At 46.5% G+C, this 25,329-nt stretch carries 20 protein-coding genes; all 20 read right to left on the reverse strand.

Annotated features, from left to right (window positions below; genetic code table 11):
* Window positions 1-15: 15 nt before the first annotated feature.
* The 20 genes from ybeY to WC715_01110 all read right to left on the reverse strand — a co-directional run bounded on the left by ybeY (window position 16) and on the right by WC715_01110 (window position 25,183).
* A complete protein-coding gene (ybeY, locus tag WC715_01015) occupies window positions 16-423 on the reverse strand; it encodes an rRNA maturation RNase YbeY (GenBank protein MFA6171031.1) in 408 nt (135 codons plus the stop codon).
* A gap of 9 nt (window positions 424-432) precedes the next feature.
* Complete coding sequence (locus WC715_01020; protein ID MFA6171032.1) at window positions 433-1,800, reverse strand: hypothetical protein; 1,368 nt, start codon at window positions 1,798-1,800, stop codon at window positions 433-435.
* Between the two features lie 3 nt (window positions 1,801-1,803).
* Window positions 1,804-2,619, reverse strand: a complete 816-nt coding sequence (locus WC715_01025; GenBank protein ID MFA6171033.1) for a hypothetical protein — start codon at window positions 2,617-2,619, stop codon at window positions 1,804-1,806.
* A 95-nt stretch (window positions 2,620-2,714) separates the two neighbouring features.
* Window positions 2,715-9,536 (reverse strand): Ig-like domain-containing protein, encoded by a 6,822-nt coding sequence (locus WC715_01030; GenBank protein MFA6171034.1) that lies wholly within the window; start codon window positions 9,534-9,536, stop codon window positions 2,715-2,717.
* 4 nt (window positions 9,537-9,540) lie between these two features.
* On the reverse strand, window positions 9,541-12,333 hold the full coding sequence (locus WC715_01035; protein ID MFA6171035.1) for a pilin: 2,793 nt from the start codon (window positions 12,331-12,333) through the stop codon (window positions 9,541-9,543).
* Window positions 12,334-12,392: 59 nt separating this feature from the next.
* Complete coding sequence (locus WC715_01040) at window positions 12,393-13,268, reverse strand: class II fructose-bisphosphate aldolase (protein MFA6171036.1); 876 nt, start codon at window positions 13,266-13,268, stop codon at window positions 12,393-12,395.
* A 9-nt stretch (window positions 13,269-13,277) separates the two neighbouring features.
* A complete protein-coding gene (tpiA, locus tag WC715_01045) occupies window positions 13,278-14,045 on the reverse strand; it encodes a triose-phosphate isomerase (protein MFA6171037.1) in 768 nt (255 codons plus the stop codon).
* Between the two features lie 93 nt (window positions 14,046-14,138).
* Window positions 14,139-15,152 carry a serine hydrolase gene (locus tag WC715_01050; GenBank protein MFA6171038.1) on the reverse strand — a complete coding sequence of 338 codons (1,014 nt, stop codon included), beginning with the start codon at window positions 15,150-15,152 and terminating at the stop codon, window positions 14,139-14,141.
* A gap of 7 nt (window positions 15,153-15,159) precedes the next feature.
* On the reverse strand, window positions 15,160-15,693 hold the full coding sequence (gene scpB, locus WC715_01055) for an SMC-Scp complex subunit ScpB (GenBank protein MFA6171039.1): 534 nt from the start codon (window positions 15,691-15,693) through the stop codon (window positions 15,160-15,162).
* A gap of 79 nt (window positions 15,694-15,772) precedes the next feature.
* On the reverse strand, window positions 15,773-16,489 hold the full coding sequence (locus tag WC715_01060; protein ID MFA6171040.1) for a segregation/condensation protein A: 717 nt from the start codon (window positions 16,487-16,489) through the stop codon (window positions 15,773-15,775).
* Window positions 16,490-16,564: 75 nt separating this feature from the next.
* Window positions 16,565-17,182: a YbaK/EbsC family protein gene (locus tag WC715_01065; GenBank protein ID MFA6171041.1), complete on the reverse strand. Its 618-nt coding sequence runs from the start codon at window positions 17,180-17,182 to the stop codon at window positions 16,565-16,567.
* 91 nt (window positions 17,183-17,273) lie between these two features.
* Complete coding sequence (locus WC715_01070; GenBank protein ID MFA6171042.1) at window positions 17,274-18,236, reverse strand: DUF5671 domain-containing protein; 963 nt, start codon at window positions 18,234-18,236, stop codon at window positions 17,274-17,276.
* Between the two features lie 248 nt (window positions 18,237-18,484).
* A complete protein-coding gene (locus WC715_01075) occupies window positions 18,485-18,937 on the reverse strand; it encodes a GatB/YqeY domain-containing protein (GenBank protein MFA6171043.1) in 453 nt (150 codons plus the stop codon).
* A 4-nt stretch (window positions 18,938-18,941) separates the two neighbouring features.
* Complete coding sequence (aspS, locus tag WC715_01080; protein ID MFA6171044.1) at window positions 18,942-20,732, reverse strand: aspartate--tRNA ligase; 1,791 nt, start codon at window positions 20,730-20,732, stop codon at window positions 18,942-18,944.
* Window positions 20,733-20,796: 64 nt separating this feature from the next.
* A complete protein-coding gene (gene recO / locus WC715_01085; protein ID MFA6171045.1) occupies window positions 20,797-21,555 on the reverse strand; it encodes a DNA repair protein RecO in 759 nt (252 codons plus the stop codon).
* Window positions 21,548-21,928, reverse strand: a complete 381-nt coding sequence (gene ruvX, locus WC715_01090; protein MFA6171046.1) for a Holliday junction resolvase RuvX — start codon at window positions 21,926-21,928, stop codon at window positions 21,548-21,550. Before ruvX ends, recO begins: the two co-directional genes overlap by 8 nt.
* Before the next feature lie 77 nt (window positions 21,929-22,005).
* The gene (gene map, locus WC715_01095) at window positions 22,006-22,899 is read right to left on the reverse strand and encodes a type I methionyl aminopeptidase (GenBank protein ID MFA6171047.1); all 894 of its coding nucleotides are present in this window, start codon (window positions 22,897-22,899) and stop codon (window positions 22,006-22,008) included.
* 54 nt (window positions 22,900-22,953) lie between these two features.
* Entirely contained in the window at window positions 22,954-23,616 is a 663-nt protein-coding gene (locus WC715_01100) for an adenylate kinase (protein MFA6171048.1), read from the reverse strand.
* Between the two features lie 44 nt (window positions 23,617-23,660).
* Window positions 23,661-24,227, reverse strand: coding sequence for a hypothetical protein (locus WC715_01105; protein ID MFA6171049.1), 567 nt, complete (start codon window positions 24,225-24,227; stop codon window positions 23,661-23,663).
* A gap of 11 nt (window positions 24,228-24,238) precedes the next feature.
* The gene (locus WC715_01110; protein MFA6171050.1) at window positions 24,239-25,183 is read right to left on the reverse strand and encodes a DUF475 domain-containing protein; all 945 of its coding nucleotides are present in this window, start codon (window positions 25,181-25,183) and stop codon (window positions 24,239-24,241) included.
* Window positions 25,184-25,329: the final 146 nt, after the last annotated feature.

The following is a 25,329-nucleotide window of genomic DNA, read 5'->3' on the forward strand; positions in this document are numbered from 1 at the left end:
TAACTATTAATAAATTTATACGGGTTTATTTTTCCTTAAAAACTCTTCCCCTTCTTTAATCATCCTTACCCTGCCTTTTTCCGTCTTGTCGTCAAGGCCGATTAAGTGCAAAAGGCCGTGGATTAAAATAAAAATCAATTCATCCTCCGCGGTTTTTTTAAGCTCTCTCGCCTGGCGCTTGATTTGCGCGAGACCAAGAACAATTTCCCCTAAAAATTTTCCTTCTCCGGGAAACGATAAAACGTCTGTCGGCCGGTTGATTTTCCGGTATTGCCGGTTCAATTTTTTTATTTCCGAATCGCTTACTATCGCGATGGAAAGTTCGTAATCCGCCTTCCTTTTCTCTTTCAAAAATTTTTCCGCGGTCTTCCTTATCAGCAACGCGTTAATCCGGGCTTTAGTCCTGTTGTTTATTTCTACCATTTTTGTTTTTTATGTCCCGATTTGGAAGCTGTCAATCATTGTCTGATAAATATTCGGGTATTCCAAAATTTTTCCCTCGCCCGGGCTATAGCTTAACACATATATATACTCCTTGGCCAAGTTCGTTAAATAAAGCGTCAAATTATCCGGACTTTTTACCGCGCGCCAAAGCGTTTTGCCGTCCGCATCGGCCTTTTCCATTACCGCCGGAGTGGTGGTGGCATTTTCAAACTGGGAATTATACCAGGCTTCAATCTCTTCTTTGTTGGCATTGGGCTGGACTAAAACCTGCAAAAACTGGTTGTCCGGCGACCGGAAAATTATCGTATCCCCGCCGGTAACTTTTTCAATATTCCATTTGGCCGGATAATACAGGTTGTAGCTGAAATTCTGATTGGCGTAAGCTTTAATGTTCGGATTATCGGCCAATTTTCCCGTTCCGGCCGGATTATATAAGTTCTTTAATTCACTCAAATCAGAATAGTCGTCCGCGTCAGAATCGCCCTTTTCACTATCGGTTCCGATAAGCGTTTCTTCAGTATCAGTCAATCCGTCCGCGTCGCTGTCTTTAGCCGGAACCAGCTGTTCCCCGCTTTCAGGCAAGACGCCGCTTGCTTTTTTATCAATCCACTCCGCCAAAGCCGCCGGAACGCCGCTCTCGTCAAGGCATTTATATCCTTGCTCGCTGACGATTTTCCATTCGCCGTTCGCTTTCATTAAATCGGCGGAAACCGCGAAGCTTGAGCTGGTGACCGTAAGCGTAATTTTTCCGTTTGCATCGCGTACGCCTCCCAATAAATTCTCTATTTCAGAAATTTTCGGCTGGCAGGTTTTAATATACTCTATAAATGAATCTTGGTCCGATTGGCTAAGCGCCAAAGCCTTGTCTTTAACGCCGCTCCAGTCAGCCAGAAACTGGCCTTCCGCCTGGCTTTTAACCAGCGCGTCATAATCGGCCGCCGATCCAAGGCTGGTGATTTTATTTCGAAATGCGGCATAAGTATTTTTGGCGTCCTTAATTTGGGCCGCTTCTTCCTCCTGCTCTGCGGCGCCGGTAGTTGCCTCTGCGGCGGGATTTTCTTCCGTAACAACCGGCTCCGGTCTCGGTTCAACCGGAGAGCCTGGCTTCATAATATAAAAATAATAATAGCCGCCAGCGCCCAGGGCGATTAGCAGAAATATTCCGGAAGCAAGAATTATCAGCCCGGCGTTTTTTGAATTCTTGGCATGGCTGGCCGCGTCAAGAAAACGCTTAGGCATAACATGGACGGAAAGGTTTAGAGGAACTGGCTCTTCTTTTTTAACTTCATCCGCCTTACTCTCTTCCTTATTAGCTTCCGGCTCTTTTTTTCGAAAAAGTTTATTAAAATCAAACATAATTTATTTAACTTCGTACAATTTTCCCGGTCCCTTGGGATTATACCCGCCTTTGACCTCGCTCCCGTCCTCATAGCCGTCGCCGTCGGTATCTTTGTTTAGCGGGTCGGTCTTATAGGTATAGACTTCTTCCTTATCAAATAATCCGTCGCCGTCGGTATCGACTTTTTGCGAATCAGTCCCCAGGCTTTGCTCTTCAGTGTCGTTTAAGCCATCGTTATCCGAATCAATTCCTTCCTGCAAATCAGCTCCGATTAACGCACTATTGGTTTTGTCTTGCTGTTCAATCAGCTGGCCGGCGCCGGTCAAATCTTCAGGGGTTGTTGATCCGGCATTCCCGCTGTTGGCTGTATTCGCGCCAGAACCGTTATTTTCACTAGTATTGGCGCTATTATTGGCCGCCTGGTTCGCGGAAGTGTTTGTATTAACAGCTTCATTTGCCGTTTCGGCATTAGTATCTTTCTTCTCCTGGCGGCCGGGCAAAAAGATATTGTAACTATACCAAAGCCCGACGAAGATTAAAATCAGCCCGCCTAAACCCAGTCCGGCGATAGCCAGCTTTTTTTTGTCGTCTTCGTGATGGATTGCCAGTCTTTCAGCTTCTGGTGAAGCCGGAGGGGTAATGCTTGATTTTGGCCGGAGCTCGGGCGGACGGGGCTTTTCTCCCCCTTCCATTTGGGAAAAAATATCCTCCACGCCTTCCGGTTTAGGGCCGGCTCCCGGCGCCGCGGGCATTGGAGGGCGGGGCATAGAATTATTTGCCTGCGGCCCGCCGGCCGGATTTTGGTTTTGGCTTTGAGAATTGGCGTTTTCAAACATATTATTAGATTTATATATTAATATTTGTTAATTTTGGCCGGTTTGTCTTCAAAAAAATTTTTTTCTATTCGCATTTCGTCTATGATAGAACACTTCTACTTATGCCTCAAGAAATAAAATTCTTTGAACACATCCTGGATTGTTGAACTGCCGCGGATTGCATCGCCGAATATTTTCGGCAGATCATCGGCGGGATCGCCTTTTGCCCCCTTGTCCCGGCAATAGTAAATTTCCTGGTTAGTATAGAAACAACCCTGGTCGGTAATCGTGCAGTTTTCTTTGCATGTCCCCTGGCCGAGAACGCATGACTCATCAACGGCGGCGCCAGCTGGGCAAAAGCCGATAGATTTTCCAGCCGAGTCTTCACAGCGCCGGGTGTCTTTCCAGGGCGACCAGGTTTTATCGGAATTTAGCGCCGGCCAGGGATTTTCGCAGACAAAAACGTAAATATCGCCGACTCCTTCCTTCCCGTCGCCTTCGCTTGATAATGAAGACTCTGACAACTTAACAACGGCATGGGCTTTAGTTTCCCCTTCGGTTATATCCTCCTGGGCGGCGATTAATTCGAATTCGGTAAACCTGTTGGCCGGATCGCTTAAAAATTCATTTATTGGCCGGGTCGTAGTGGCCGCCACCAGCGTATTATCGATTTTCCAAACCCAATTCCAATAATAGCCCGCGACCGGCGACAATATCTGGTTATCATCTGAAACCGCAAAGCTCCGGTATTCTTTGTCGCTGTCTTTTTCCGTATCATAAGTCAAATCGCTTCTGTCAGTATCGACTTCTGTAATACTGTTTTTCACGGTCTGGAATAAGTAAGAGTAAGGCTCGACATAGGCTTTATCAATGGTGCAAAGGCCTTTATTCGGCGCCGTGTCCGGCTTGGTGGTGAATGACCAGACTTTGGCGTGCTTAAATTCCACGCCGTTAAAAGTCATATTATCCGGGCCGTTCATTCCAACTTTCCAAGTGCTTAAAACGCCCTCTTTTATATCATCGTTTAAATTAGGGTCGCCTTTTAAGATGGCAAAATATTTTCTCTCTGAATCAAGCAGTTTTCCTATTCTAAATATGACTTGATTATTGTAGATCATTACCGTAGTTGAGGCCGTACAATAATTCTTTTCCGGATTAGGGACGTCAGCGGCCGCGGTTTTCGTTTTTACGCGGACGATTCGTTTTATGAAGTCGGTGATCCCAGTAGCCAGCCGGCTAAAGAAACCCTTGGGCGCCGCTCCCTTAGCCAGAGGCGTTGTCCCCGCCGGGCAGGCCGAATCATATTCACCGGCTAAAATCATGTTAGACGGCAGGCTGTTTACATCCATCTTTTGGTCAAAAGTAGCGCTTATCTCCGCGTTGCGGCAAACGTTTATCATCCCGTCAGTCGGAATTGTCGAGATAACGGTCGGCCTTGACCGGCAGCAAGAATCAGAACTGCAACCCACGTTGTTTGGGCTACCGCAATTAGAATCTTCAACACATCCGCAACAAAGCCCGCGCTTATTTGTCGTGCAGGGCCGTTTATCAGCCTTACAGGACAATTTGCCTGATATTTCCCTTATCGGGTCAATAATCTTTTTACATTTATCATAATTATCCAGTTCCGGATCACTCCCGGTATTATACGGATCGCAACAACAAATGCAGGATTCATCGCCGGCGGAGCAGGCCGGGCGCGGAGGCAAAGGGGCGTTATCATAGCATCCGCTATTTCCGGTGTCGCCAAAGCATTGATAAGTATCTGGATGATCGCAGGTTAAGGAACAATTATCTGTATCCCTGTCAAAACAGGAACAGCCGACGCATTGTCCGCACTGATTATCGCATCTAGCATTGCCATATTGCCCGTCAATGGTCGGGGTTGAAGACGCGCATTGGTATTTCCCGGAGGTCTGGCAGTTATAGTATGAGCAGTAAGCTAAGTCAGGCGTGTCACCCTTGATAATCTCCTTATTGCCGGCCTGGCCGGAACAGCTATTGGACTTTTTCGCGTCAACGCAACAAGAAGCCGAATGCTCCGAGCATTTGGAAGGAGAAATGAAAGTCAAACTAGTGCAGTCGCGGCAGACTCCGCCGGTTTCTTCCGAGTTAGTCATATCGCAATATTTTCCGGTCGTCCCTTCGCAGTTGCAAGCCCGGTCATGGTCGTCTTGGTTAGTTCCGATATTGGCACAACCCGAGCATAAGCCAAAGTCTACGTCGCCCGAGTCGCTATAATTCCCGTTCAAAGGATTACTCTTATCAATTCCGCCCGAGCCGCAATCATTGCCGCAGATTAAAGGAGTACAGCAGGCCGGATTGCCGGGATAATTAGCGTTACCCGGCTCATAATTCGAATTAATATCACAGCAGCATTCACAATATCCGGGCGTTTCTTGTATACAGACTCCGTTCGCGCACTCAAATCCGTTCGCGCAGACATCGCCAGAGAGGCCGCAGACTCCGATATAGTCGCTTGAATTGCCGTCAATTTTCCCCAATTCGTCAACGCACTTAAAATTGCCTGCGCAAAAATCGCAAACTTCCGCCGCGGTTTCCGAAACGCAGAGGCCTTGGCCGATATTTATAAAGCTTGATCCTAGAATCGCGCAGTTTCCGTTGCCCTTGTATTCGAAGTAGGTGTTGCCGTTATATTTGGCGCAAAACTTTTCAAAAGTATAATCCTGGCCGTTATAATTTTTGATAATCGTCTGGTTTAAATCGCAAGCCAGGTTTCCGCTTCTTATGCATTTATTTAAATCAGTATGATATAAGCAAGCTTCGCCGTTGCACAACTCGGTGGTACAATAATCGTCGGTGCAAGCTGTTGCCTCAAACGGATTCTGGTTGGCCGAGCAGTTGCCCGGCGAATTCGGGCAGTATAGCGAATCAACGCACTGGACTAAAGCATAACCCGAGCAGGATTTCGGCTCCGGTCCGGGATTACAAAGACAAGTAATTCTATTACAGGTAGTATCGGCCGGACATTTATTTTGATCCGGCATGCAGACTCCGGTCATGCCACTCTTGCTGCAGGGAATTTTACAGCGGCAATCCGATTCATCGCAGATTTTTCCATTCACGCATCGGCTCTGGTCTTTTTGACAGCCAGGAGTTGCCGCGTCGCCATCGCAAAATTCCGGTTCGCCGGTATTAATATCCCACTCATAAACGCAGGAGTTGAATTGGGCATAGCATTTGTCAATGTTTTCCAGGCACCGGCCTTTAGCCGGAGAATCAGTCGGACAGCAGACGTTAGTCCCGCCGCATTCGTCGTCTTTTGAACATTCGCCGACTTTAAAATTGAGCCCGTTGCCGGCTAATTCCGGGGAATTTTTTACGAGGCGCGCGGGTCCGGTGGACGCGGCCTTGGGAACAGTGGTTAAAGCCTTGTCCGGAACAATTCCTGAAGGCGTGCTTGGCGCCGCTCCCCAGTAACTAATCGCCTCTCCCTCTTGGTTTTTATTTAAATGGAATCTAGCTTTGCTGTTTATGTCTTTTGTTCCAAAATATTCTCCCCAAAAACTTACGTCGCTTCCGACCGGTCCCATTTGGGGATCAATTTTACAAAGGCTCGGGCTTAAGGGAAGAGTCGAATCGACTTTGAATTTCGGCGTTGCCAGGCCCGAACTATCAATCGTCTGACTGCCTATTTGCATGGTTAATGTATAGTAGCCGTTAGCCAAATCTTCGGGGACTTTGACTATTACCTGGTTATCTTTCCAGACGCTGTCTTTACATACCTCGGGAAAGCTGTAGCTTGCTTCTTTTCCGGAAACCGGTCCGAAAAAAACTTTGCTAGTCCCCTGGGCATTGCCGAACTTCCGGCCGCGGATAGTTACATACTGCCCAATCGGGCCGCGGGTCGGATCAAAAGATAAGATTTGGGGGCCGGCGTATGGCTCTTCATCTTTGGTAAAATTCAAATAATTGCTTCCCACCTTTCCTTTCACTACAAAACTCGTTGTCAGCCCGGGATAGATATTCGCCACATCGGCAGTCCCTTGCTTATTGCTATTAGCGCCAAACGCGGAATTTCCTCCCTGGACTTTATTTCCCCACCAGTCGCCAAAATAGGCTATAGCGCCGGTTGGAAGATTCAGGCCGTAATAAGTAAGCGTATCTCCAATCAGCCCGTGATCTTCTTCGCAAAGCGGATCGCCGGAGCATTTATTGTTCGCCAGCCGGCAGATGCCGGGCCTTACAATCGTATTAGCCGTAAAATCTTTTATCATCGGCCCGTATGGATCGTCAGTAGCGTCAGTCAAGCCGTTTTCTCCGGTAACATTAATGCTTCCGCTAACCGTGCTTCCGGGAACCGCTATTATGATTTGCCTATCAGTCCAGCTTGAGATGCAGGCCGGGTTTAAGTCAGTGGGGAAAATCCCCATTCTATCATCGCTTGCGTCGTCTTTTACCCCGACAAATTTCACTCCGGCATTTGAAGCGACCCGGGCAAACTGGAAATCATCAATATATATGTCGCTCCCCTGCGAATCAGTCGCGTAATAATTACCGGCCAAGCCGACTTCTATAACTTTCTTCCCGGTTTTGTCCCTTAGCCTGTCCATTTCCGCCGTGTAAATAAAATATGATTCATAGCTCTGCCAATCTTTGTAATCACCGGCCCTAATTGTTAAGAAGTTAAAGCCAATGTAAGGCTTGGTTTGCAGAGGAGCGTGATAACAGCAATAGTCCGGCGCCCCGGAGCACTGGCACTTCCCGGGGCTATTAGAGCAATATGATCCTCCTAATTCAACGCAGTTCGAATCATTCCCATAATCGGACTTCTTCCACGCCTGGACCGTATTTCCTAAAGAGTATCCGGCGGCGATGCTTATATTTTTTTGCGTCCGTCCCTTGTATTTGAACCTTAATACGTATTTGTCTCCAACTTTAAAATTCAATTTCGAAATATCATAAGTAAGCGCGTTCCACATCACCCGGTTGGTATACGGCCACCTCAAATTACTTCCTTCGTTAACTTTGCATTCCCCTTCTCCGCAATAGGCGTTATGGGGGAAAACGCATTTATTTACTCCGTCTTCATTCCTCCACTCGCAGGCAAAAGGAAATTTATCATAAATCCCTTGCCGCCGGCACAACTCTTCACCGCAGACTCCCGGGTACGGCTGGCCGGCATCTTCATGCATCTTTACGCTTCTTTCGGGCGAAACATAATTTCCCGGTTCACTTACTATCCCGATCCAGGAATGATTCTGCTTAGCCGCCCTCCAGTCTTTCGGTACGCCTCCCAATGTCCCTTGCTCAAAATTGACGTTAGTTAAGACATTTTCCAGAAGATTGCTCACCACGCCGAAATTTTTTCCAAAAATCGTCAAAAAATTGTTAGGCGCTCCGTTAGCCGTGTCTTTGTTGCAGGTAGCCGGACTTAACCCCGCGCAATCTCCGTCCACCTGGCAAAACTTATTAATATTGCCGTCGCAAAATCCGCCGGTCGGCGTTATTTTATTAATAATCGGCCTCTTTTTACATATACACGCGTCCGTAGTGCATTGGCAAAAGCTGGTAGAGCACAGCTCGTCGGCGCAATTGGAATTGCTGGCTCCGCATTGGTTTACTCCGGTTCGATTGCATGCCCCGCCTTCGCACGCCAGGCAATCCGCTCCTCCGCAATCAATATCTTCTTCGTCCGCGTCTTTTATCCCGTTACAGCAGTGTCCGGGTTTTACGTTAGTTATAAAACTCGCCGTTGAGGTAGCGGCCGCCATATCTTTGGCTAATACCTTAAAAGTATATTCATCGCCTATAGAATAATTTGTTGTATCATATTTCCAATCAAGATATTGGTATCTCTCCTCATTACCAGGCTCCAGGTGGTTCATTTCTTCACTCCCGCCGGTTTTTTGGGAATAAAATATTAAGGATCCCATAGCAATATCATCCCGGCCCCAGCCGCCAACCGTATTGGCGTCTGGCTTTAAGGTGCCGTCGTCTTTACAAATTTGGGCCGGTATTATTCCGGCGGTTGGCGGTCCGGTATCGATTAATTCTCCGGTGGCAAAAGTAAAGACGCAAGTCGCTCCGGCGGCGCAGGATAAAGATTTGCGGCCTACGGAAGAAATTATGCCCGAACCGCCGTTAATCGTTACCCGAATTTGGCTTTTAGCCGGAAAGCAATGAGTAGTTGAGGCTTCGTCCCCGCACTCGGCCGCGGCCGTAAAATTAATTTCCTCCCAGGCCGAGGACGTAGCGACCGACCCCATAATTCCTCCGGTCTGGGCCAGAGCGGTTAAGGCAATTAACTTCGGCGAGAAAAGCGGGAAGGTTTTCCCGTTATCGGCCACTGTCCCGATTTGCTCCACTTTAAAATTGTTATCCAGCGTTTCCTGGGTGGTTTGGTTATCAATTTGCTGATTAAAGAAAGCCTGGACAACAACGTTCCGGATAACGTTCGTTGACTGGTTCCTTGGAATTGTGCCCTTAACCGCGAAGACTCCTTCGGGCGGAGGGGTTCCGCAGCTTTCGGCGCAATAATCCCCGGGACAGCAGGTCAGTCCCTCGGCGCACGGCGGATCGCAAACCGGAGGGTTTCCGCAATTCGGCCCTTCGCAGGGCGGCACAAGCTTGGTTATAATAAAGCTTACAATAGCAAAAGCCGATAAAAGAATTATTAGCCCGATTACCGCGTTGCGGATGAGTTTTTTTGCTTTATCAACTTTTTCCGCCTCTCCCCCGGCCGTCATCCAAAGCCAGCCGCCGTACATGATAATGATTATCATTATCAAAGCCAAAAACCCGAGCATCACCCGGACAATATTAACAATCAGCGTTTTTGGGCTGGTATTTGACAGCCCTATCTGCTCCGCGGCATTAAGGCCTAGATCCGTTTGGGCCAAAGCGAAATGGGCCGCTCCCAAAAACAGTACGGCTAAAGCCAGGACGAATAAATTTTTTATAATCTTATTTTTCATTACATTATTCGCATAATTCGTCTGCCTTCGGAACATCGCCACAGCAGGAAGGCGCTCCGGCGCACGAGCCGCTGGAACACGGCTTATAGCAGTTTTGATAAATGTCTTTTACTCCGGAACCGGCCTGGACGCGGTATTTTTCCTGATCGGCAAAAGAAGAGTGGTTCAGGTAAGCTTTGGTCCAGTCCGCTTCTCCATCTCCGATAATGCCGTTTCCGGCCACCGGATCGTCGTCAATATTAGTTTTAGTTATCCAGTAGCCAATCGGCTCGGCTGCGTAGGGGTAGATATTAATCAACTTATGGATAATCTCTTTCGTGGTCGTAGCGTTTCCTGATCCGGCCGTTTCTCTAGTAATTTTTCTTTCCCCGGTTGTAAGGCTTGAGCTCATCATCAGCTTGGAAAAATCGATTTCAACCGCCGGGTCAGAATCAGTTCTCCCGTCATGAATCGGCTTAGTCAAAGAAATCTCCGGCGGCGTCAAATCAATTTTGTCGTTGATAAAGAAAGACCAGATGAAATCATCGCCATGCGTTGAGCCGGCGACATCATGGTTTTCGTCAAAAGGCGGCTCATTACTTTGGGATTCCGGCCCGTCGGCGTAGTTATTCCGGTTGCCGTCAAACGAATTTAACGCCATGTCCGCGATTCCTATAAGCGGAATTTCAGAAAGAGGGTATTTTTTTCCGTTTTGGTCCTTGCAGACATTATCTTCGCAAAGAGTGTAGCTTTCTTTGTTTAAACATCCGTCAGCCGTACAGCCGGCTAACGAAGCGGCCTTCAATTTTACCGCCAGGTGGCTATTTTCCGGAAGGCAATATACTTTTTCTCCGCAGGCGTTGACTCCGCACTCAATATTGGAAATGAATTCAACGGTCGCGTACTGGTTTGATATCAAAAATTTCCCGTCAAAGTAATCGTCTTTGCAAGCGCCGTTTTTACAGCTGTAAGAAAGGCAATCCGAGTCTTCCGCGCAGCTCGCCCCGGCGGCCAGGCTGCCGGTCTTCGTGTTAACTACTTTTATGGCGTCCCTCACTTCGCCGGCCGTCCCTGAAACCGACATTGGATTAACGGCCTCGTTGAAGTTAATCTGGATTATGGCGTTTCTTGCTTTATCTCTCCGCCCTTTAACCGTTATCGTTACCTCTTCGTCCTTGCCTCCTTCCATGCTTTTTATTTCAAGGGCGCTCTGACTCGAAGACTGCATTTCAATATTGTTGCCGCCCTCTCCGGCGTTCTTGGCCGAAATATCCACGATTTTAGAATCCGTTTCAGACACGGCGGCCAAAACTACGCTGTTCCCGGATAAGGCGCTCGCTAAATTAGCCGCTGTCGCGTCAGCATCGGAGCCGATCTTTATTTTCCCTTCGCCCGACTGGCTGCTAAATGAATAGTCGGCTCCGCCTACCCGCAGAGTATCGGCCGGCTTTTCGGCGCTGACTGCTATTTTCCAGGCGTTTCCGGCCGAAAAATTTCCGGTTTTCGGAACCAAATCCAGTCCGCACCCTAAAGATATTTTATTGTCGCCGGCCGAGTCGCCCGGAACTACTCCGGATACGCCGGCCACGCTTGCCGTTAATTCATTATCTAAAGAAACGCTGATCATTCCGTCTTCAAAGCAACTATAACTGCCTTCTAATAGAGCTTCGCTCCAGGTGGCGTTCGCGGGATTTTTGACCGGATTTCCCGCGCTGGCGGCCGAATAGATTCGCGGAATTTGCAAAACTTTAATGCTTCCCTTGGCCCGAATAGCGCTTGATGCCGGGTTTTTAATATCCGCTTCATTATCCGGAGTGGGAAAAACTCCGTCCTTTAAAACTTGCGGCGGAGTGAGATCTAATCTATTGGTAACTTCAAAGCTCCAGCTAAAACCAGTCGTTAAAGAACCGAAAGCGGCCGAGCTGTCGGCTTTTTTTATGTCGCGCGACAGCATAACCGTGTGCCAGTTATTGTCCGGATCCGAAGCCGAGGCCGGATTTAGATATTTTTTTGGCATAAAAACAAAGGTTTCATTGTCCTTTGACGCGCAGTAAACATCAATAATATTCGTCGCTTCGCAATTATTTACGGCCGCCTGGGCGGTATTCACGATCCCCGCTAAATTTTCGTTATTTTCTTTAGCTACCTGGCAAGAATCGCCGCGTTCGGTTTCAAAAATGCGGATATTTTCTTTTTTTATCATCGCGCCCGGCGCGCAGTTGCCGTTTGCATCAACTTGATCGCAAATAGTATCAGCTTTCATTTTTTCCCGGAAAGTGACGACAATGACCGTATTCTTAACGACATTCTTTTGCCCTGGCTCGGGATATACGCTTTTTATTATTCCATTGCCTAAAGCGCCTAGCCCGCCGCCGCCTCCGCCGCCGCCTCCGCCGCCATTACCCCATATCGATCCGGTTAGCTTATTTAAAATAAAAGAAACAATGGCAAAGGCTGATAAAATAATAATCAAGCCGATAACCGCGTTCTTTAAGATCTTTTTCGCCTTGTCGACTTTTTCCGCGTTGCCATCCGAGGTCATCATTACAAAGCCGGCGTAGATTACTAAAACAACGGCAATCAGGCCTAAAAACCCTAAAGCGGCCTGGACCACCCGGGCAACAACCACTCCAGGGCTGGCTGACCCCAGTCCGATCCTTGAAGCTTCGTTTAACCCGAAGTCTTGCTCTTGGGCCAAAGCCGCGCTTGGTAAAAAAACAAAAAATGAAGCTATGGCGAATAGGCTTAAGAATACAAAAATCCGGCTCCTGAAAGCTTTTGATTCAAATAACCTCCTTGGAATTTTTAGGGCAAGCATGGGATATTTGGTTCTCTCTATTTTATTCCAATTTTATCGCGGCGATTATAGCGCTTTTTTTAAGTCTCAATTTTTTTCACCTGATAGCGTCCGGCGCTCCCAAAAATTTTCACTTTCTCCCTTACGACTTTTTCCACTGCCTCGATAGTTGGCTTTAATAACACTCTCGGATCGGTTTCTTCTTTATTGTTAACGCAAGTCTCAATTAATTTTTTTGAAAAGGCGATTTTCAAATCGCTTCCGATATTAATAATATTAACGCCCATAGCGACCGCCTTTTTCATATCTTCGCTTTTTACGCCTGAACCGCCGTGCAGGACGAAAGGAATCGATATTCTTTCCTTAATAGCTTTTAAAACTTCGAGGTCGACTCTTTCGTTTTCATAAACTCCGTGGGCGGTTCCGATGGGCGCCGCGACGGTGTCAATTTTTGTCGCTTTGACGAATTCCGCTACCTTATCCGGATCGGCAATCGGAACATTATTAATAATATTTCCTGATTGGCCGTGCCCGCCGATCATCTCTCCGAGCTCCCCTTGCACCCAGACCCCTTTGGGCCGGGCCACTTCAACTACGTGCCGGGTAAGATTTACATTCTCGTCATAAGGCAGGCTGGAAGCGTCAATATGGACCGAGGTAAAACCCGAATTAATACATTCGAAAATCGCGTCAAAACTCTTCCCATGGTCAAGATGCAGGGCGACCGGCACCTGGACCGCGATATTTTTCGCGATCGTCGAAACGATGTGGGTAATCGGCTTTACCCCCATGTATTCGATTACATTCTGGGAAACCTGGAAAATTACCGGAGAGCCGGTCTTTTCGGCCGCGTAAGCCACGCCCAAAGCCATCTCAATATTTAATATGTTAAAAGCCCCTAAAGCGTATCCCTCTTTTTCCGCGTCTTCAACCAATTCTTTAATATGAACCAGCATTAATTTTATTTAGCTGTTAATTAAAATATTCGCGACCTTGTAAAACTCTTCCGCGTTCAGACTCGCTCCCCCGACCAAAAGGCCGTCAAGATTTTCCAAATTGACGAACTCGTTTACGTTTTTGGAAGAAATGCTGCCGCCGTAAATTATCCGGAAGCATTTCTCCGAAATTTTAGAGCCGAACAATTCATTCAAGGTAAGGCGGATTATCTTGTGGGCGTAATCGCAGTCCGACGGCTCGATGGCTACGCCGGATCCTATGGCCCAAATCGGTTCGTAAGCGACGACGATTTTTTGGTTTTCCATAATACTCAAGCCTCCAAAGGCCTGGTTAACCTGGTCAACCAGTATGAAATCCCTTTTTTTTGATTTCCTTTCGTCTTTTTCTTCGCCCAGGCAGACAACGGGCATTAAATTTTCTACTTCCAAAACCGCCTTTAATTTTTTATGAACCATCTCATAATTTTCAAGCAAATACTCCCGCCTCTCCGAGTGGCCGATGATCGCCATATCGCATCCGATTTCTGACAGGTTTAACGGCGAAATTTCTCCGGTATAAGCTCCCTGGGCTTCCCAAAACACATTTTGCGAACCGCACATTAAGGGACTCCCTTCCAGATTTTTTTTTACTTCGGCCAAGGAAATAAAATTAGGGCAAATCCCGACTTCCCCGCCTTTAAAATCCTTGAATTTTATTTTCATCTCTTTGGCCAATGCAACCGACTCTTTATAACCCAGTTTCATCTTCCAGTTAGCAATGACTATTTTGTTTGCCATAAGCCTTTTATATTTTTAATTTTCCTTTTTATGCGCGAAAAATCCAAAAATTAGAGGACCTTAATTCCATTCCTTTTAGCTACCAGCATTATATCATTTTTCCCCATCCGGCGCAATTTCATCTCCCCATCTAAAATTGGAAAAAATCCACTTAACTAAATTGCCGGTTTCGGTAAACCGGGTATCAATTGAAGGGGTGCCCAAAACTACAGTAACAAGCTCGTGGCCATCATGCGAAAACCGGCCGACAAAGCAATAGCCGGCCTCATTGGTAAACCCGGTTTTTCCGCCGGCCATTTTTATGCCTTCCCCCATTTCTTCTTTTAAAAGCTGGTCGGTTGAAGGTATATTTTTTTCTTTTCCGTCCAGAGTTTTATAGCGGTAATTCCTCGTCAGGGTGGCTTTTTGGATTTCTTCATTTTCCAAAGCGATCCGGGCGAATTTGGCGATTTCTTCGGCCGTCGATTCGTTGGGTTTTAGGCCGGTTGAATCAAAAAAAGCAGTATTAACCATGCCGAGCAGATTTGCCCGCTCCCTCATCTTTTCGACAAATTGCCCTTCGGTCATTCCGGTTGAATGGACCAAGGCGGCTGTCGCTGTATTGTCTGAAGCGACCAGGCTGGTATAAAACAAATCTTTGATTTTAATTTTTTCGCCGGGAAAAAGAAAAACTTTTCCGCCCTCCCGGCGGTCTCCTTTTTTCATCTGGTATTCTTTTTCCCAGCCCGGATTATAATCTAAAAATACCAGAGCCGTCATCAGCTTGGTGATGCTCGCGATCGGCCATTTTTCTTCCGCCGCCTGCTTAAAAATTATGTTATTGCTTTGGCAGTCGACGGCCACCGCGCTCCGGGCGGCGATTTTCAGGCCCGCCACTTTATTTCGGATGACCGGCGGAGCCGGCTTATCCTCGCTTACCGGAAGTTTTTTATATCCCAGGAAGGAAAGCGACGCGTCCCTCGCGTTTTCCACCATTCCTAAAATCTGGCTTCCTTCTTCCTGGCGGTAGCCAAAAAAATCGGGCAAAACCCGGGAATAATCTAGGGATGTATTTAATAAGGCTGTTGAAAAAACAAAAGCCAAAGTAAAGGCAATGGAAAGAAACATAATATTTTTAATTCTCAAGCATTTTCTCCAATGTTTCCTCCTTGTGAAGCCTGTTAAAATCCGGCAGCTGGCTTATTTCATTTAGCCCAAGGAAGCGGATAAAATCAAGCGTAACGCTATAATAAGTCTCGCGCTTTGCTTTGTCGTCGCGCGACTCAATCAGCCCCCGAATCAAAAGGTTTCGCAGAATCATCCCGCAGTTGACTCCCCGGATGCGGTCAAGGTCAATTTTTGATATCGGGCCGCGGTAAGCGATAATCGTCAGCGCCTCAAGGCTCGGGCGGGACAACTCGCCGGTCACTTCGTCTTTGACAAACTCCTTTACGAGGCCGGCGTTCTCGGGCGCCGACGCCATCTGGTATTTTCCGCCTTGCCGGATTATTTCCATTCCCCGGCCGCTTTCTTTATATTCTGCGAGCAACTCGGACAAGGCGCCTTCAACTTCTTTGGCCGGCGCCTTAATAATATCGGAAAGCTGTTTTACTGGCATAGCTTTGGCCGAGATGAATAACAAGGATTCGATTTTTGATTTTAAACTCATAATTATTTAGCAAATAACAAAACATAATCTAACGGCCAGCCTTCTTTTTCCGGACCGATGCGGTAAGCCGCGCGAATGATTAAAAGCCGCCATTTTTAACAATCATCATTTCCCCGAACAGCTCGTCCTGCTCAATGACAATATTATTTTGCTTGGCGAGCTCGAGCATAGCCAGAAAGGAAACAATAATTTCGGTTTTTGATTCGGCTTTCTCCAATAGCCTTTTAAAATTGAACTTAATCTTTTCGGTAAGGATCTTTTGGATAAGCAGTATCCGGTCTTCGATGTTTATCACCGCCTCAAGCTTTTTTTCATCCAAATCCGCCTGGGCCGGCTTGACGCGCTCAATAATTTCCGCTAAACAGGAAGCCATTATCCCGGCCGTCAAATTTTTTGGCGGCGAAAAATTATTAATCGATAAAACGATGGCTTTACGGTTAAACTCCCGGGGGAACATAAAATTGTTTTTCTTCAAAATCGCTTCAATCGATTTAGCCGCTTCGAGGTATTCCTTATACATGCGAAGCTGGCGCTCCAGGTCGTCATTGTCCTCTTCATCGTCAGTTTCAATATAAGGAAACAAGGCTTTGGATTTTATGAACAAAAGCCGGGCGGCCAAAACTAAAAAATCAGCCATTTCGCCCGGTCTGATGGCTGGTGAATTTTTTACGAGATCAATGTACTGGTCGGTAATTCTTGCCAGGCTGATTTTAGTGATATCTAATTCCTCCTTTTCAATTAGTTTTAAAAGCAAATCCAAGGGGCCTTCGAATTTTTCGATTTTTATGTTTAGCATTATTAATTTAGCCGGCCAATCTTTTTAATCGCTTCTGAAGCGGCAGCGCGCCGTTTAAAGAGGCTTTGGCAAGCCCTATTTTAGTTTGGCCAATTTCTTTTTAATTCCGAATTTTCCCAAGATTGGTTTTTCCAGTTTCAAAAAATCTTTCAGCTTCATCTCGATTGAATGGTTATGCTGGCCGGAAGAAAAAACCAGCTTCTTCGCCTTTTCCAAATTTTTTTCCGCCACTACCGGAAGGTTGTGCAATCCGCCGAAAGCGGTAATAGCCATATTTTTCGCCTTGACTACTTCGGCCATTATTTCTTCTCCGGGAATTTTTATCATCTTCACTTTCCGATCGCAGGCCTTGCCGATTACCGCCCCCAATTTTTTCATATCCAGATTGCGGTCAGCCGGAAGAATTGCCACGTAATAATCCTTATCGGCCTTAACTAAAAGCGACTTGGCGATTTCATCCAATTTTTTTTTCATGGTCGCGGCCGCGTCATAAGCCGTATAAACGGTCTTGTGGACTAGAACGCTATGGCTGACTCCGGCCTTTTCCAAATAAGCTAAGAGCCTGGCCGGAAGAATCGGGTTTTTTGCCGGGACTTTAACCCTAGCTCTTCCCGGCTTTACCGGCCCCGGACGTTTCGGTTTGCCCGAACGCGATTTAACAACCGGAGTTTTGCGCTTTTTTCCTTTTGCCATATAATTGAAAATTAACTAATATCCAATAATTCCCGGGAAACCCGCGGCTTTAAAAGCCGGGCGCCGTCCCGCATCTTTAGAGAATTAATCATTACTGGTTTATCGGCTTAGCGGCGGAAATCGGATTCTTGATTTCTTCGGCTTTTTTGGTAAAGCATTGGCGGCCGGCGTCATGCTGCCAGCGCTGGTCAATATAGGGATCAATTTGTTCGGAACTGTCTTTGGCTTTGTTGGACAGGCTGAAGTCGGCGCAAATCTCATAGCTGTCCTTAGTTTTCTTTTTATACTCGAATTCTTTCCCGGTCTGGGGGTCTTTTATTGAATCTTCGGTTAGATATATTTCCCTCGAAACGTCCCCAAACAGGTCTCCTAATTTTTCCGGAACGGATTTTGATTTATTGAAGTAAGAGTTTATGGCCGAATCAACCTGATCCAGGTTTACCGCCACTTGCCGGTCATGGTTTCTCGCCCGGACTGTCGCGGGCGATTCGATGTAAAAAAAGCTGGCGGTAAGCGCCGCAACCACTAAAACCAGCGAGCCATAAAAATAAATCTGAAGGATGCTGTCCTTTTTCTTCTCTACTTCTTTTCGGCGGATATCGTAAAAATAAAAGGAAAAAATAACGGCCGAAATTAAAATTGACGTTAAGGCTTTCAAGATGAACTTGACAGTGAGCTCGCCGTTTAAAAAATTATTTAAGGTGGCGATCAGCCAGCCGATCATGACGATAATTGAGACCAGTAAAATAAAATAGGTGAGCCATTTCCGGACGCCGGAATCTTTGCCTAGGCTTCCGTCTTTTAAATTCTTAAAAATCTGCCAGATAGTCAGGTAAAAAATCGGGGCGGCGATAATTAAAGCGGAAATGGCAAAGCGCAGAGCCCCGGAAGAAAACTGGCCGGGCTGATACATGCTTAAGGCTAAAGGGTCGGCCACGGTTTTGTTGATGATTTGGAAAATAATCATCCCTACTGAAACAGAGGTGAAAGTAAGCGCCACTAAAGAAAGCAGGTAAAAGAATGCGAACTTGGCGGCATTTTGGTTTGAGTCCATAGTTTTTGCGGCCGCGAATAAAATGACGGCTAAAACGATAATAATAAGCGCCAGGCTGGCCATTTTATTCTTGGCTAAGATTATATGAAATCTTAAATCTAATATAATTATATCATCCTTTTTGCGAAAATCAAAGCCTTCCTGCCCTAAAAAAGGCTTCAAGAATCACCCTGCCTTAAACCGGGCAGGGTGATTCTATTTAGAAAAAATATTTTTAAGAGGTTATTTATCTTTTCCAGTCTGATTAATTACTGCCCTGCCGCTTTCTTTACCATAGCGCTTACCCGGTTGCCGTCGGCTTTACCCTTAACTAAGGGCATAATTTTCCCCATTATTGCGCCGAAGTTAGCGCCCGCGCCCGCCTCCTTAACGGCTTTCATTACAATCGACTCCAGCTCTTCGTCCGCCATCTGTTCAGGCAGATAAGTCTCCAAAATATTCATTTCTTCTTTTTCGTTTTTCGCCAGTTCCGGCCGACCGCCTTTCTCATAAGCCTCGATTGAATCGCGGCGTTTTTTTATTTCGCTGGATATTACTTCCATTGCCTGGTCATCCGATAATTCTGCCTCTCCGCCCTTGCGCAAAGAAATTTCTTTCATTTGAATCGCACTACTAAGCATCCTTAAAACACCGAGTTTTTTCTCTTCTTTGGCGCGCATGGCGGCCACGAGATCAATTTTAATTTTTTCTTTTAGGGTCATAAAATTAATCGATTTTTATCCTAATATGCAGATCCCTTAACTGTTTCTCGTCAACATCCGACGGCGAACCCATGAGTAAATCTTTTCCGCGGCCATCCTTAGGAAAGGCGTAAATATCGCGGATTGAGTCTAAATCGTTTAAGGCCATGAAGATGCGGTCTACGCCGGGCGCGTTGCCGCCGTGCGGCGGAGCGCCGAATTCAAAAGCCCGGATTATCGCGCCGAACTTAGCGTCCACTTCTTCCCGGGTGTAGCCCGCTATTTCAAAGGCTTTGTACATGATTAGAGGTTCATGATTTCTTATGGCCCCGGACGAAACTTCAAAGCCGTTTAAAATTAAATCATATTGGTAAGCCAGTATTTCCAAGGGTTTTTTCGATTCCAAGGCCTCTAAACCACCCTGGGGCATAGAGAAAGGATTGTGGCTAAAATCAATCTTTCCCGGCTCAATTTCGGACATATCATACATAGGAAAATCGACGATCCAGAGCCATGTTGCTTTCTTTTTGTCTTTAAGTTTCAGCTTGTCGGCACAAGCGCCGCGCACAACGCCTAGGGCATCGCAGACCGTCCGCCAGTTATCGGCGCCGAAGAAAATTATATCACCGGCTTTGGCTTCCACATCTTTTATGATTTTCGCGGTCAGATCATCGCCTAAAAATTTAATTATCGGCGATTGCAGTTCAGTCTCGCTTCGTACCACAATATAAGCTAATCCTTTAGCGCCTTTAGTTTTTGCCAGTTCAGTTAATTCGTCAATTTGCGATCTGGTAAACTTCGCGCCCTTGTCCACTTTTAAGGCGTGCACCACGCCGCCGGATTCCACGGCACTAGCGAATACGCTAAAACCACAGCCACGCACCAGATCCGTGACCGGCTTAATTTCCAGGTCAAAACGCAAATCCGGTTTATCGCTGCCGTAGCGGGTCATGGCGTCGCGCCAAGCCAGGCGCTTTAAGCTTCCGTCATCATTCAAGCCGAACATTTTTTTCTTACTGAATTTTTTGGTAATGTCCTTGACCCAGGGTTCCATGATTTGGAAAACATCGTCCTGCTCCACAAAGCTCATTTCCATATCCAGCTGGTAAAACTCGCCGTAGTGCCGGTCCATCCGCGGATCTTCGTCCCTGAAACAGGGCGCGATTTGGAAATATTTATCCAGCCCGCCGACCATCAATAGCTGCTTAAACTGCTGGGGGGCTTGAGGCAGGGCGTAAAACTTGCCTGGGTAAAGCCGCGACGGGACTAAAAAATCCCTTGCGCCTTCCGGCGAAGAGTTGGCTAGTATCGGGGTCTGCACTTCTATGAACCCGAGCTGTGAAAAATATTTCCTGGTAAACTGAAAAAATTTATCTTTCTTAATTAATAGCTTCTGCAGTTCTTCGCGGCGCAGGTCGATAAAGCGGTATTTTAGCCGAAGCGCTTCATTAGCTTCGGTAACTTTTTCTTCGTCAATTTCAAAAGGCGGAGTTTTGGCCGCGGATAAAATTTCCAAACTTAAAACGCCCACTTCAATCTCACCGGTTTTTAGTTTTTTATTGACCATGTCTGCCGGCCGTTCAAGCACTTTTCCCGACACTCGGATTACCCATTCGCTTCGCAAGTTCTCGCCTTTTTTCCAGGCTTCATCATTTATTTCCGGATCGAATTTAATTTGCGTCAGGCCGTAGCGGTCGCGCAGATCAATAAAAATAATTCCGCCGTGGTCTCTCCGGCGGTGCACCCAGCCGGTTAAAGTAACGCTTTGGCCGGCATTTGTTTTGTTTAGCTCTCCATTGGTGTGGGTTCGCATCATATCTTGTAAAATAATTAGGTTTGCCTGAAGCTTAGCCTTATCTTAGCTTAATTTATTCGAAAAATCAATTATTAACAAGTAAAATAAGTGGGCGCAGGCGGCCGATAAATTCCGCTTCCAGCCGGCCGCTTCCTTTAATAAAAGAAAGTTCGCTTAAGCTTTTAGCCCCGGCGAGCCTTAATAATTTTATGCAGTTTTCCGTTAAGGCTAAAGGCCTTCCTTCCCGGCCATAATTCGCGCGCCGGGCCGCCTCGCCGGAGCCGGTTTCTTTGGTCTGGCACCCCGGGCAGACCAATCCGCCTTTTTCAAAATCAATAATATTTCCTTCCCGGCCTATTTTTTCCCGGCAATCGACGCAAAAATATAATTCCGGCTGATGCCCCAATTCGCCGAAAAGCTTAAGGACAAAAAGATGAAATAAAAAATCGGGGTTTATTTTATTTTTTCTGTCAGCCATTTTTAAAAAATCCAAAAGGAGAAAAAAAATTTTCTCATCCGGCTCATTTTCTTTTAGGAGTCGGTCAAAAATCTTTAGCGCGCGCCCGGCCGCCGCCAGCTTCAGGAGGTTTTTTTTAATCCCCGGGAAGGCTTCGGCGCAAACCGCCGATCCGGCATATTCCAATTGCCGGCCGCGGATGGCCATAATTTCGGAATAGCAAAACGGCTCAAGATGGCCGGAGAGTTTTGATCCAATTTTTTTCGCCCCTCTGGCCACCAGCGCGAGCTTTCCTTTTTCCAGGCTGTAAATTATTATTTTCGAATCGCATTCCCTGAAAGGCTCTCTTTTTAAAATTATCGCTTTTAAATTACAGGTTTCATTCATTTTGGTTTTGGTCCAAATAATTTTGTAAAATCAGCATGGCTGAAACCGCGTCGCGCTCCTGGCCGATGTTCTTCTTCATCAAAGCGTCCGCTTCCCGGCTGGACAGCCTTTCATCAATCACCTCAATCGTAACCGCTGTCTTTTTTTTCAATTCATCGGCGAATTTTACCGCTTCTTTGGCGGTTTCGCCGTTCTGGCCGGATAGGGTGAGCGGCAGTCCTATAATAATTTTTTCAATCTGTTCTTCTTTAACGGTTTCAATCACCTCGTCCGCATTTTTTACGACGCGAAAAGGAATAGCCATTTTTGTTTCCGAATCAGCCATAGCGAGCCCAATCCTCTTTTTTCCCCAGTCAATTCCTAAATATCTCATAAATTTAATTAAGTTTATAAGCGAGCAAATATTTACAATTTCGTGCGAGGACTTAAGCCAGCCCCCAATGCGAGTGATCACAATAAAGTTAAAATCTCAAAACCTTTTTCCGTTACGGCTACGGTATGCTCAAAGTGGGCGCTCAAACTCCCATCTTTGGTATAAATGGTAAAACCGTCGGCCTCCCCTTCCACTTCGAAGCGGCCGGCGTTGACCATCGGTTCAATAGCAATCACCATGCCCGGCTTTAAAATCAAATCTTTAAACCCCTTTTCCCGGGGCACGAAATTGGGAATCTGCGGATCCTCATGTACCTCATAACCCACTCCGTGGCCGACCAGCTGACGTACTACGGAAAAACCGTGGCGCGAAACATGTGTTTCGATTGCCCGGCCGATATCAGAGAGCCTGTTGTTCGGCCTAACCTGCCTGATGCCTAATTCCAAAGCCTCGCGGGTAGCTTTTAATAATTTTTCCTGCTCTTTGCCGATCTTCCCGACTCCGGCAGTCAAAGCCATGTCGGTTATAAATCCCCCGTCTTTGGAATATTTGTTGCGCGGCGGATTCGGCGCGGTTGTTACCATAAGAGGCTTGCCCGCCGACCTGCCCGGCCATTCTGGCCGGGAACGGGCGGGAGCCTTGGCGCAGGCGGGATACTCCATGCCGATGTCGATAGATATCAAGTCGCCTTCATCCAGTTTCCGGGAAGGCAGGGCAGGCCCGTGCACCACCTCATTATTTATGGAAGTGCAAATTGAAGTGGGAAAGCCCTTAGCGCCGGCCCCTTGCTTATAGCCTTTAAAAGCCGGCTTGCCGCCCGCTTCGGTTATCCACTTAAAAGCCAGCTCTTCCAGATACCCGGTAGTTGCGCCGGGCTCAATTTCTTTGGCTAAATTATGAAGAATGCGGGCGAGAATTTTCCCTCCCTCCCGCATCACCGCGATTTCTTCTTTTGTCTTTATATAAACCATATAACAACCTCATTACCCAACTAACGGCTTTCGGATCCGCAAGCATGAACGCGCCTATCCGATGCTTGTTTCTTTCAGTCTTTTTTCAATTTCTTCGGCAACTTCTTTTATCGGCGGCTCTCCGTTTATTATTATCAGCTTACCGCTTTTTTTCCAATAGTCAATAACCGGATCGACGTTTTTATGGTAAACTTTGAGCCTTTCCTTTATTACTTCCGGCTGGTCGTCCGGCCGGACAACGAGTTTAGTCCCGCAGACGTCGCAGATTTCATCATTTTTCGGCGGTTTATAAATCATATGGTAAGTCGCCCCGCAAGCGCAAGCCCTTCTTCCGCCCAAGCGCTTTATCACTTCGTCATCGCTCACATCAACCAATAACGGCGTAACAACGGCCTCCGCTGTTTTTTTAAAAATACTTAAAAGAAAATCCTGCTGGTTCAAGGTGCGCGGATAACCGTCGAGGATAGCTCCTTGCCCGGCGTCTTTTTCCTTCAGGCGGTTATCGATCATTTTCGCGACGATTTCATCAGAAACCAAATTGCCGGCGGCCATGATTGATTCCACTTCCTTTCCCAGCTCGGTTTTATTTTCGATTTCTTTCCGCAAAAGCACGCCGGTCGAAATCGTCGGCAGGTTGAGTCTTTTCCCTAAAATCTCCGCCTGGGTGCCTTTGCCTGATCCCGGCGGCCCGAACATGATGTAAAAATTTTTTGCCATATTTTATTTTATTTATTTCCTCGAATCGACGTTCTTTTCTTAAATTAAAAAATCGGCCTTAAATTTCCCGAGGCGCTCGGCCTGCTCTTAACCACCGAGGCGCTGCCTTTCGATTTAACCGCTGAAGTTGAATTTCCCGGTTTGGCCGAGAATATCATTCCCTTGCTCATATCCTGGGTGCTTATTTTCCCTTGTCCGGCAATCCCGAAAGGTTTAGCTTTGTAGCCTAGCCCGGGATCATCAATCGGCGCCCGGCTGGAAAACGGAACGACCTTGTCTTTTCCTTTTTTTTGCGGCGGCGTCGCCTTCTGTCTTCCAGCTCTCTCGGCCGCCCGGGTATAGCCTTGCAAACGTTCTTTGTAGCTTTTAACATCAGCGTCAGTTACGCCTTTATTTTCACCCTTGAATTTGCGCATGGCTTCCCGAATATTATCATCGGTTAAATAACCATACTTTATCTTTTTTTCCAGCCCTCCTTTCATCGTATTAGCCATGGCTTTTTTATCGCTTGAATTTCTCAAATGCGCGGGAAGTCCGGGGGAAACTTTCTTCATAAATTTTTCCGTAGAAAATCCGGCCCCTCTTTCGGGTAAAATTTTTAGATTTGTCATATTTTTTAAAATTATTTTACTGTTTTCTTTCCGCTGTTTCCGTTTAATAATTCTTTTTTTGATTTCCAAAAAAAATAACCGATTACGGCAAAGGTAACTACCGGCGAAAGCCAGCTGGGGATGTGGAATTTAAAGCTGTCCAAGATCATGATAAGCCCGAGAAAAAAAATCGAATACATGGCGCCGTTTTTTAAAAACACGTATTGCTTAATCCTTTCAATATTGCCGATAGTCAGTTGGCGGACAACAATTGCGCCGATACCGTTGCCGATTAAGATTAGGGGGACGGCCAGAGTAAAGGCAAAAGCGCCTAAAACCCCGTCGATGGAAAAAGTCGTATCAATCACTTCCAAATATAAAATCTTGCTGATATCAGAAAGCCCGTTTCCCTTGCCTAAAAGGTTTTTTTCGGCCTGGGCGGCATTTTCCTTAAAGCCGTGGGTAATGAAAAAAGCGGTCGAGCCGACTACGGCCCCAAAGGCCATCAGAGGATTTTCGTGCAAACCGGCCCAGACGGTGAAAGCGAGGATTACGGAGACGACCGCGTAAAACCAGACTCCTTGTGATTTAAAAAATCTTTCCCCGGGCAGGCCAAAATGTTTTTCTTCCATAAACAGCCAGTGGAAAAAAAGAAAAATTAAAAATATTCCTCCGCCGACTAAAAGAATCGGCGCCGAAGACTCAATCGACTCGGCCACTTTTGGGTCGCCGGAAAAAGTCGCGGTAAACGCCCCTAAAAATCCCAGTTCCGTATTAGTGGCCCAGACGATTAGCCAGGGCAAAAGCCCGCGGACGACGAATACGGCAAAAAGAATTCCCCATACTAAAAACCACTTCTGATATTTCGGCTTCATCGTTCCGAGCACTTCGGCGTTAATAATGGCGTTATCAATACTCGATACCACTTCAAATAGCGTCAATCCGGCGATGGTGATTAGAATTGTTGCTAAATTCATAGGAATGATAATGAAAAGGTAATTTTTATGAGTGAGTTTTTGAAAAATTATGGTAAATATTGATGAAAAATTTTTGTTATAAAATTTTACTGTTTGAGCGAAGCGGAGCCGAGCGAGTTTAAAATTTTGTTAAAAAATTTTTCATC

Source organism: Patescibacteria group bacterium, from assembly GCA_041661505.1.
Classification (GTDB): Bacteria; Patescibacteriota; Patescibacteriia; order Patescibacteriales; family JBAZCA01; genus JBAZCA01.

Bases quoted from the DNA above. Each gene is read 5' to 3' on its own strand.
- ybeY (MFA6171031.1), bottom strand. From the start codon at position 423: ATGGTAGAAATAAACAACAGGACTAAAGCCCGGATTAACGCGTTGCTG.
- WC715_01020 (MFA6171032.1), bottom strand. From the start codon at position 1,800: ATGTTTGATTTTAATAAACTTTTTCGAAAAAAAGAGCCGGAAGCTAAT.
- WC715_01025 (MFA6171033.1), bottom strand. From the start codon at position 2,619: ATGTTTGAAAACGCCAATTCTCAAAGCCAAAACCAAAATCCGGCCGGC.
- WC715_01030 (MFA6171034.1), bottom strand. From the start codon at position 9,536: ATGAAAAATAAGATTATAAAAAATTTATTCGTCCTGGCTTTAGCCGTA.
- WC715_01035 (MFA6171035.1), bottom strand. From the start codon at position 12,333: ATGCTTGCCCTAAAAATTCCAAGGAGGTTATTTGAATCAAAAGCTTTC.
- WC715_01040 (MFA6171036.1), bottom strand. From the start codon at position 13,268: ATGCTGGTTCATATTAAAGAATTGGTTGAAGACGCGGAAAAAGAGGGA.
- tpiA (MFA6171037.1), bottom strand. From the start codon at position 14,045: ATGGCAAACAAAATAGTCATTGCTAACTGGAAGATGAAACTGGGTTAT.
- WC715_01050 (MFA6171038.1), bottom strand. From the start codon at position 15,152: ATGTTTCTTTCCATTGCCTTTACTTTGGCTTTTGTTTTTTCAACAGCC.
- scpB (MFA6171039.1), bottom strand. From the start codon at position 15,693: ATGAGTTTAAAATCAAAAATCGAATCCTTGTTATTCATCTCGGCCAAA.
- WC715_01060 (MFA6171040.1), bottom strand. From the start codon at position 16,489: ATGCTAAACATAAAAATCGAAAAATTCGAAGGCCCCTTGGATTTGCTT.
- WC715_01065 (MFA6171041.1), bottom strand. From the start codon at position 17,182: ATGGCAAAAGGAAAAAAGCGCAAAACTCCGGTTGTTAAATCGCGTTCG.
- WC715_01070 (MFA6171042.1), bottom strand. From the start codon at position 18,236: ATGGACTCAAACCAAAATGCCGCCAAGTTCGCATTCTTTTACCTGCTT.
- WC715_01075 (MFA6171043.1), bottom strand. From the start codon at position 18,937: ATGACCCTAAAAGAAAAAATTAAAATTGATCTCGTGGCCGCCATGCGC.
- aspS (MFA6171044.1), bottom strand. From the start codon at position 20,732: ATGATGCGAACCCACACCAATGGAGAGCTAAACAAAACAAATGCCGGC.
- recO (MFA6171045.1), bottom strand. From the start codon at position 21,555: ATGAATGAAACCTGTAATTTAAAAGCGATAATTTTAAAAAGAGAGCCT.
- ruvX (MFA6171046.1), bottom strand. From the start codon at position 21,928: ATGAGATATTTAGGAATTGACTGGGGAAAAAAGAGGATTGGGCTCGCT.
- map (MFA6171047.1), bottom strand. From the start codon at position 22,899: ATGGTTTATATAAAGACAAAAGAAGAAATCGCGGTGATGCGGGAGGGA.
- WC715_01100 (MFA6171048.1), bottom strand. From the start codon at position 23,616: ATGGCAAAAAATTTTTACATCATGTTCGGGCCGCCGGGATCAGGCAAA.
- WC715_01105 (MFA6171049.1), bottom strand. From the start codon at position 24,227: ATGACAAATCTAAAAATTTTACCCGAAAGAGGGGCCGGATTTTCTACG.
- WC715_01110 (MFA6171050.1), bottom strand. From the start codon at position 25,183: ATGAATTTAGCAACAATTCTAATCACCATCGCCGGATTGACGCTATTT.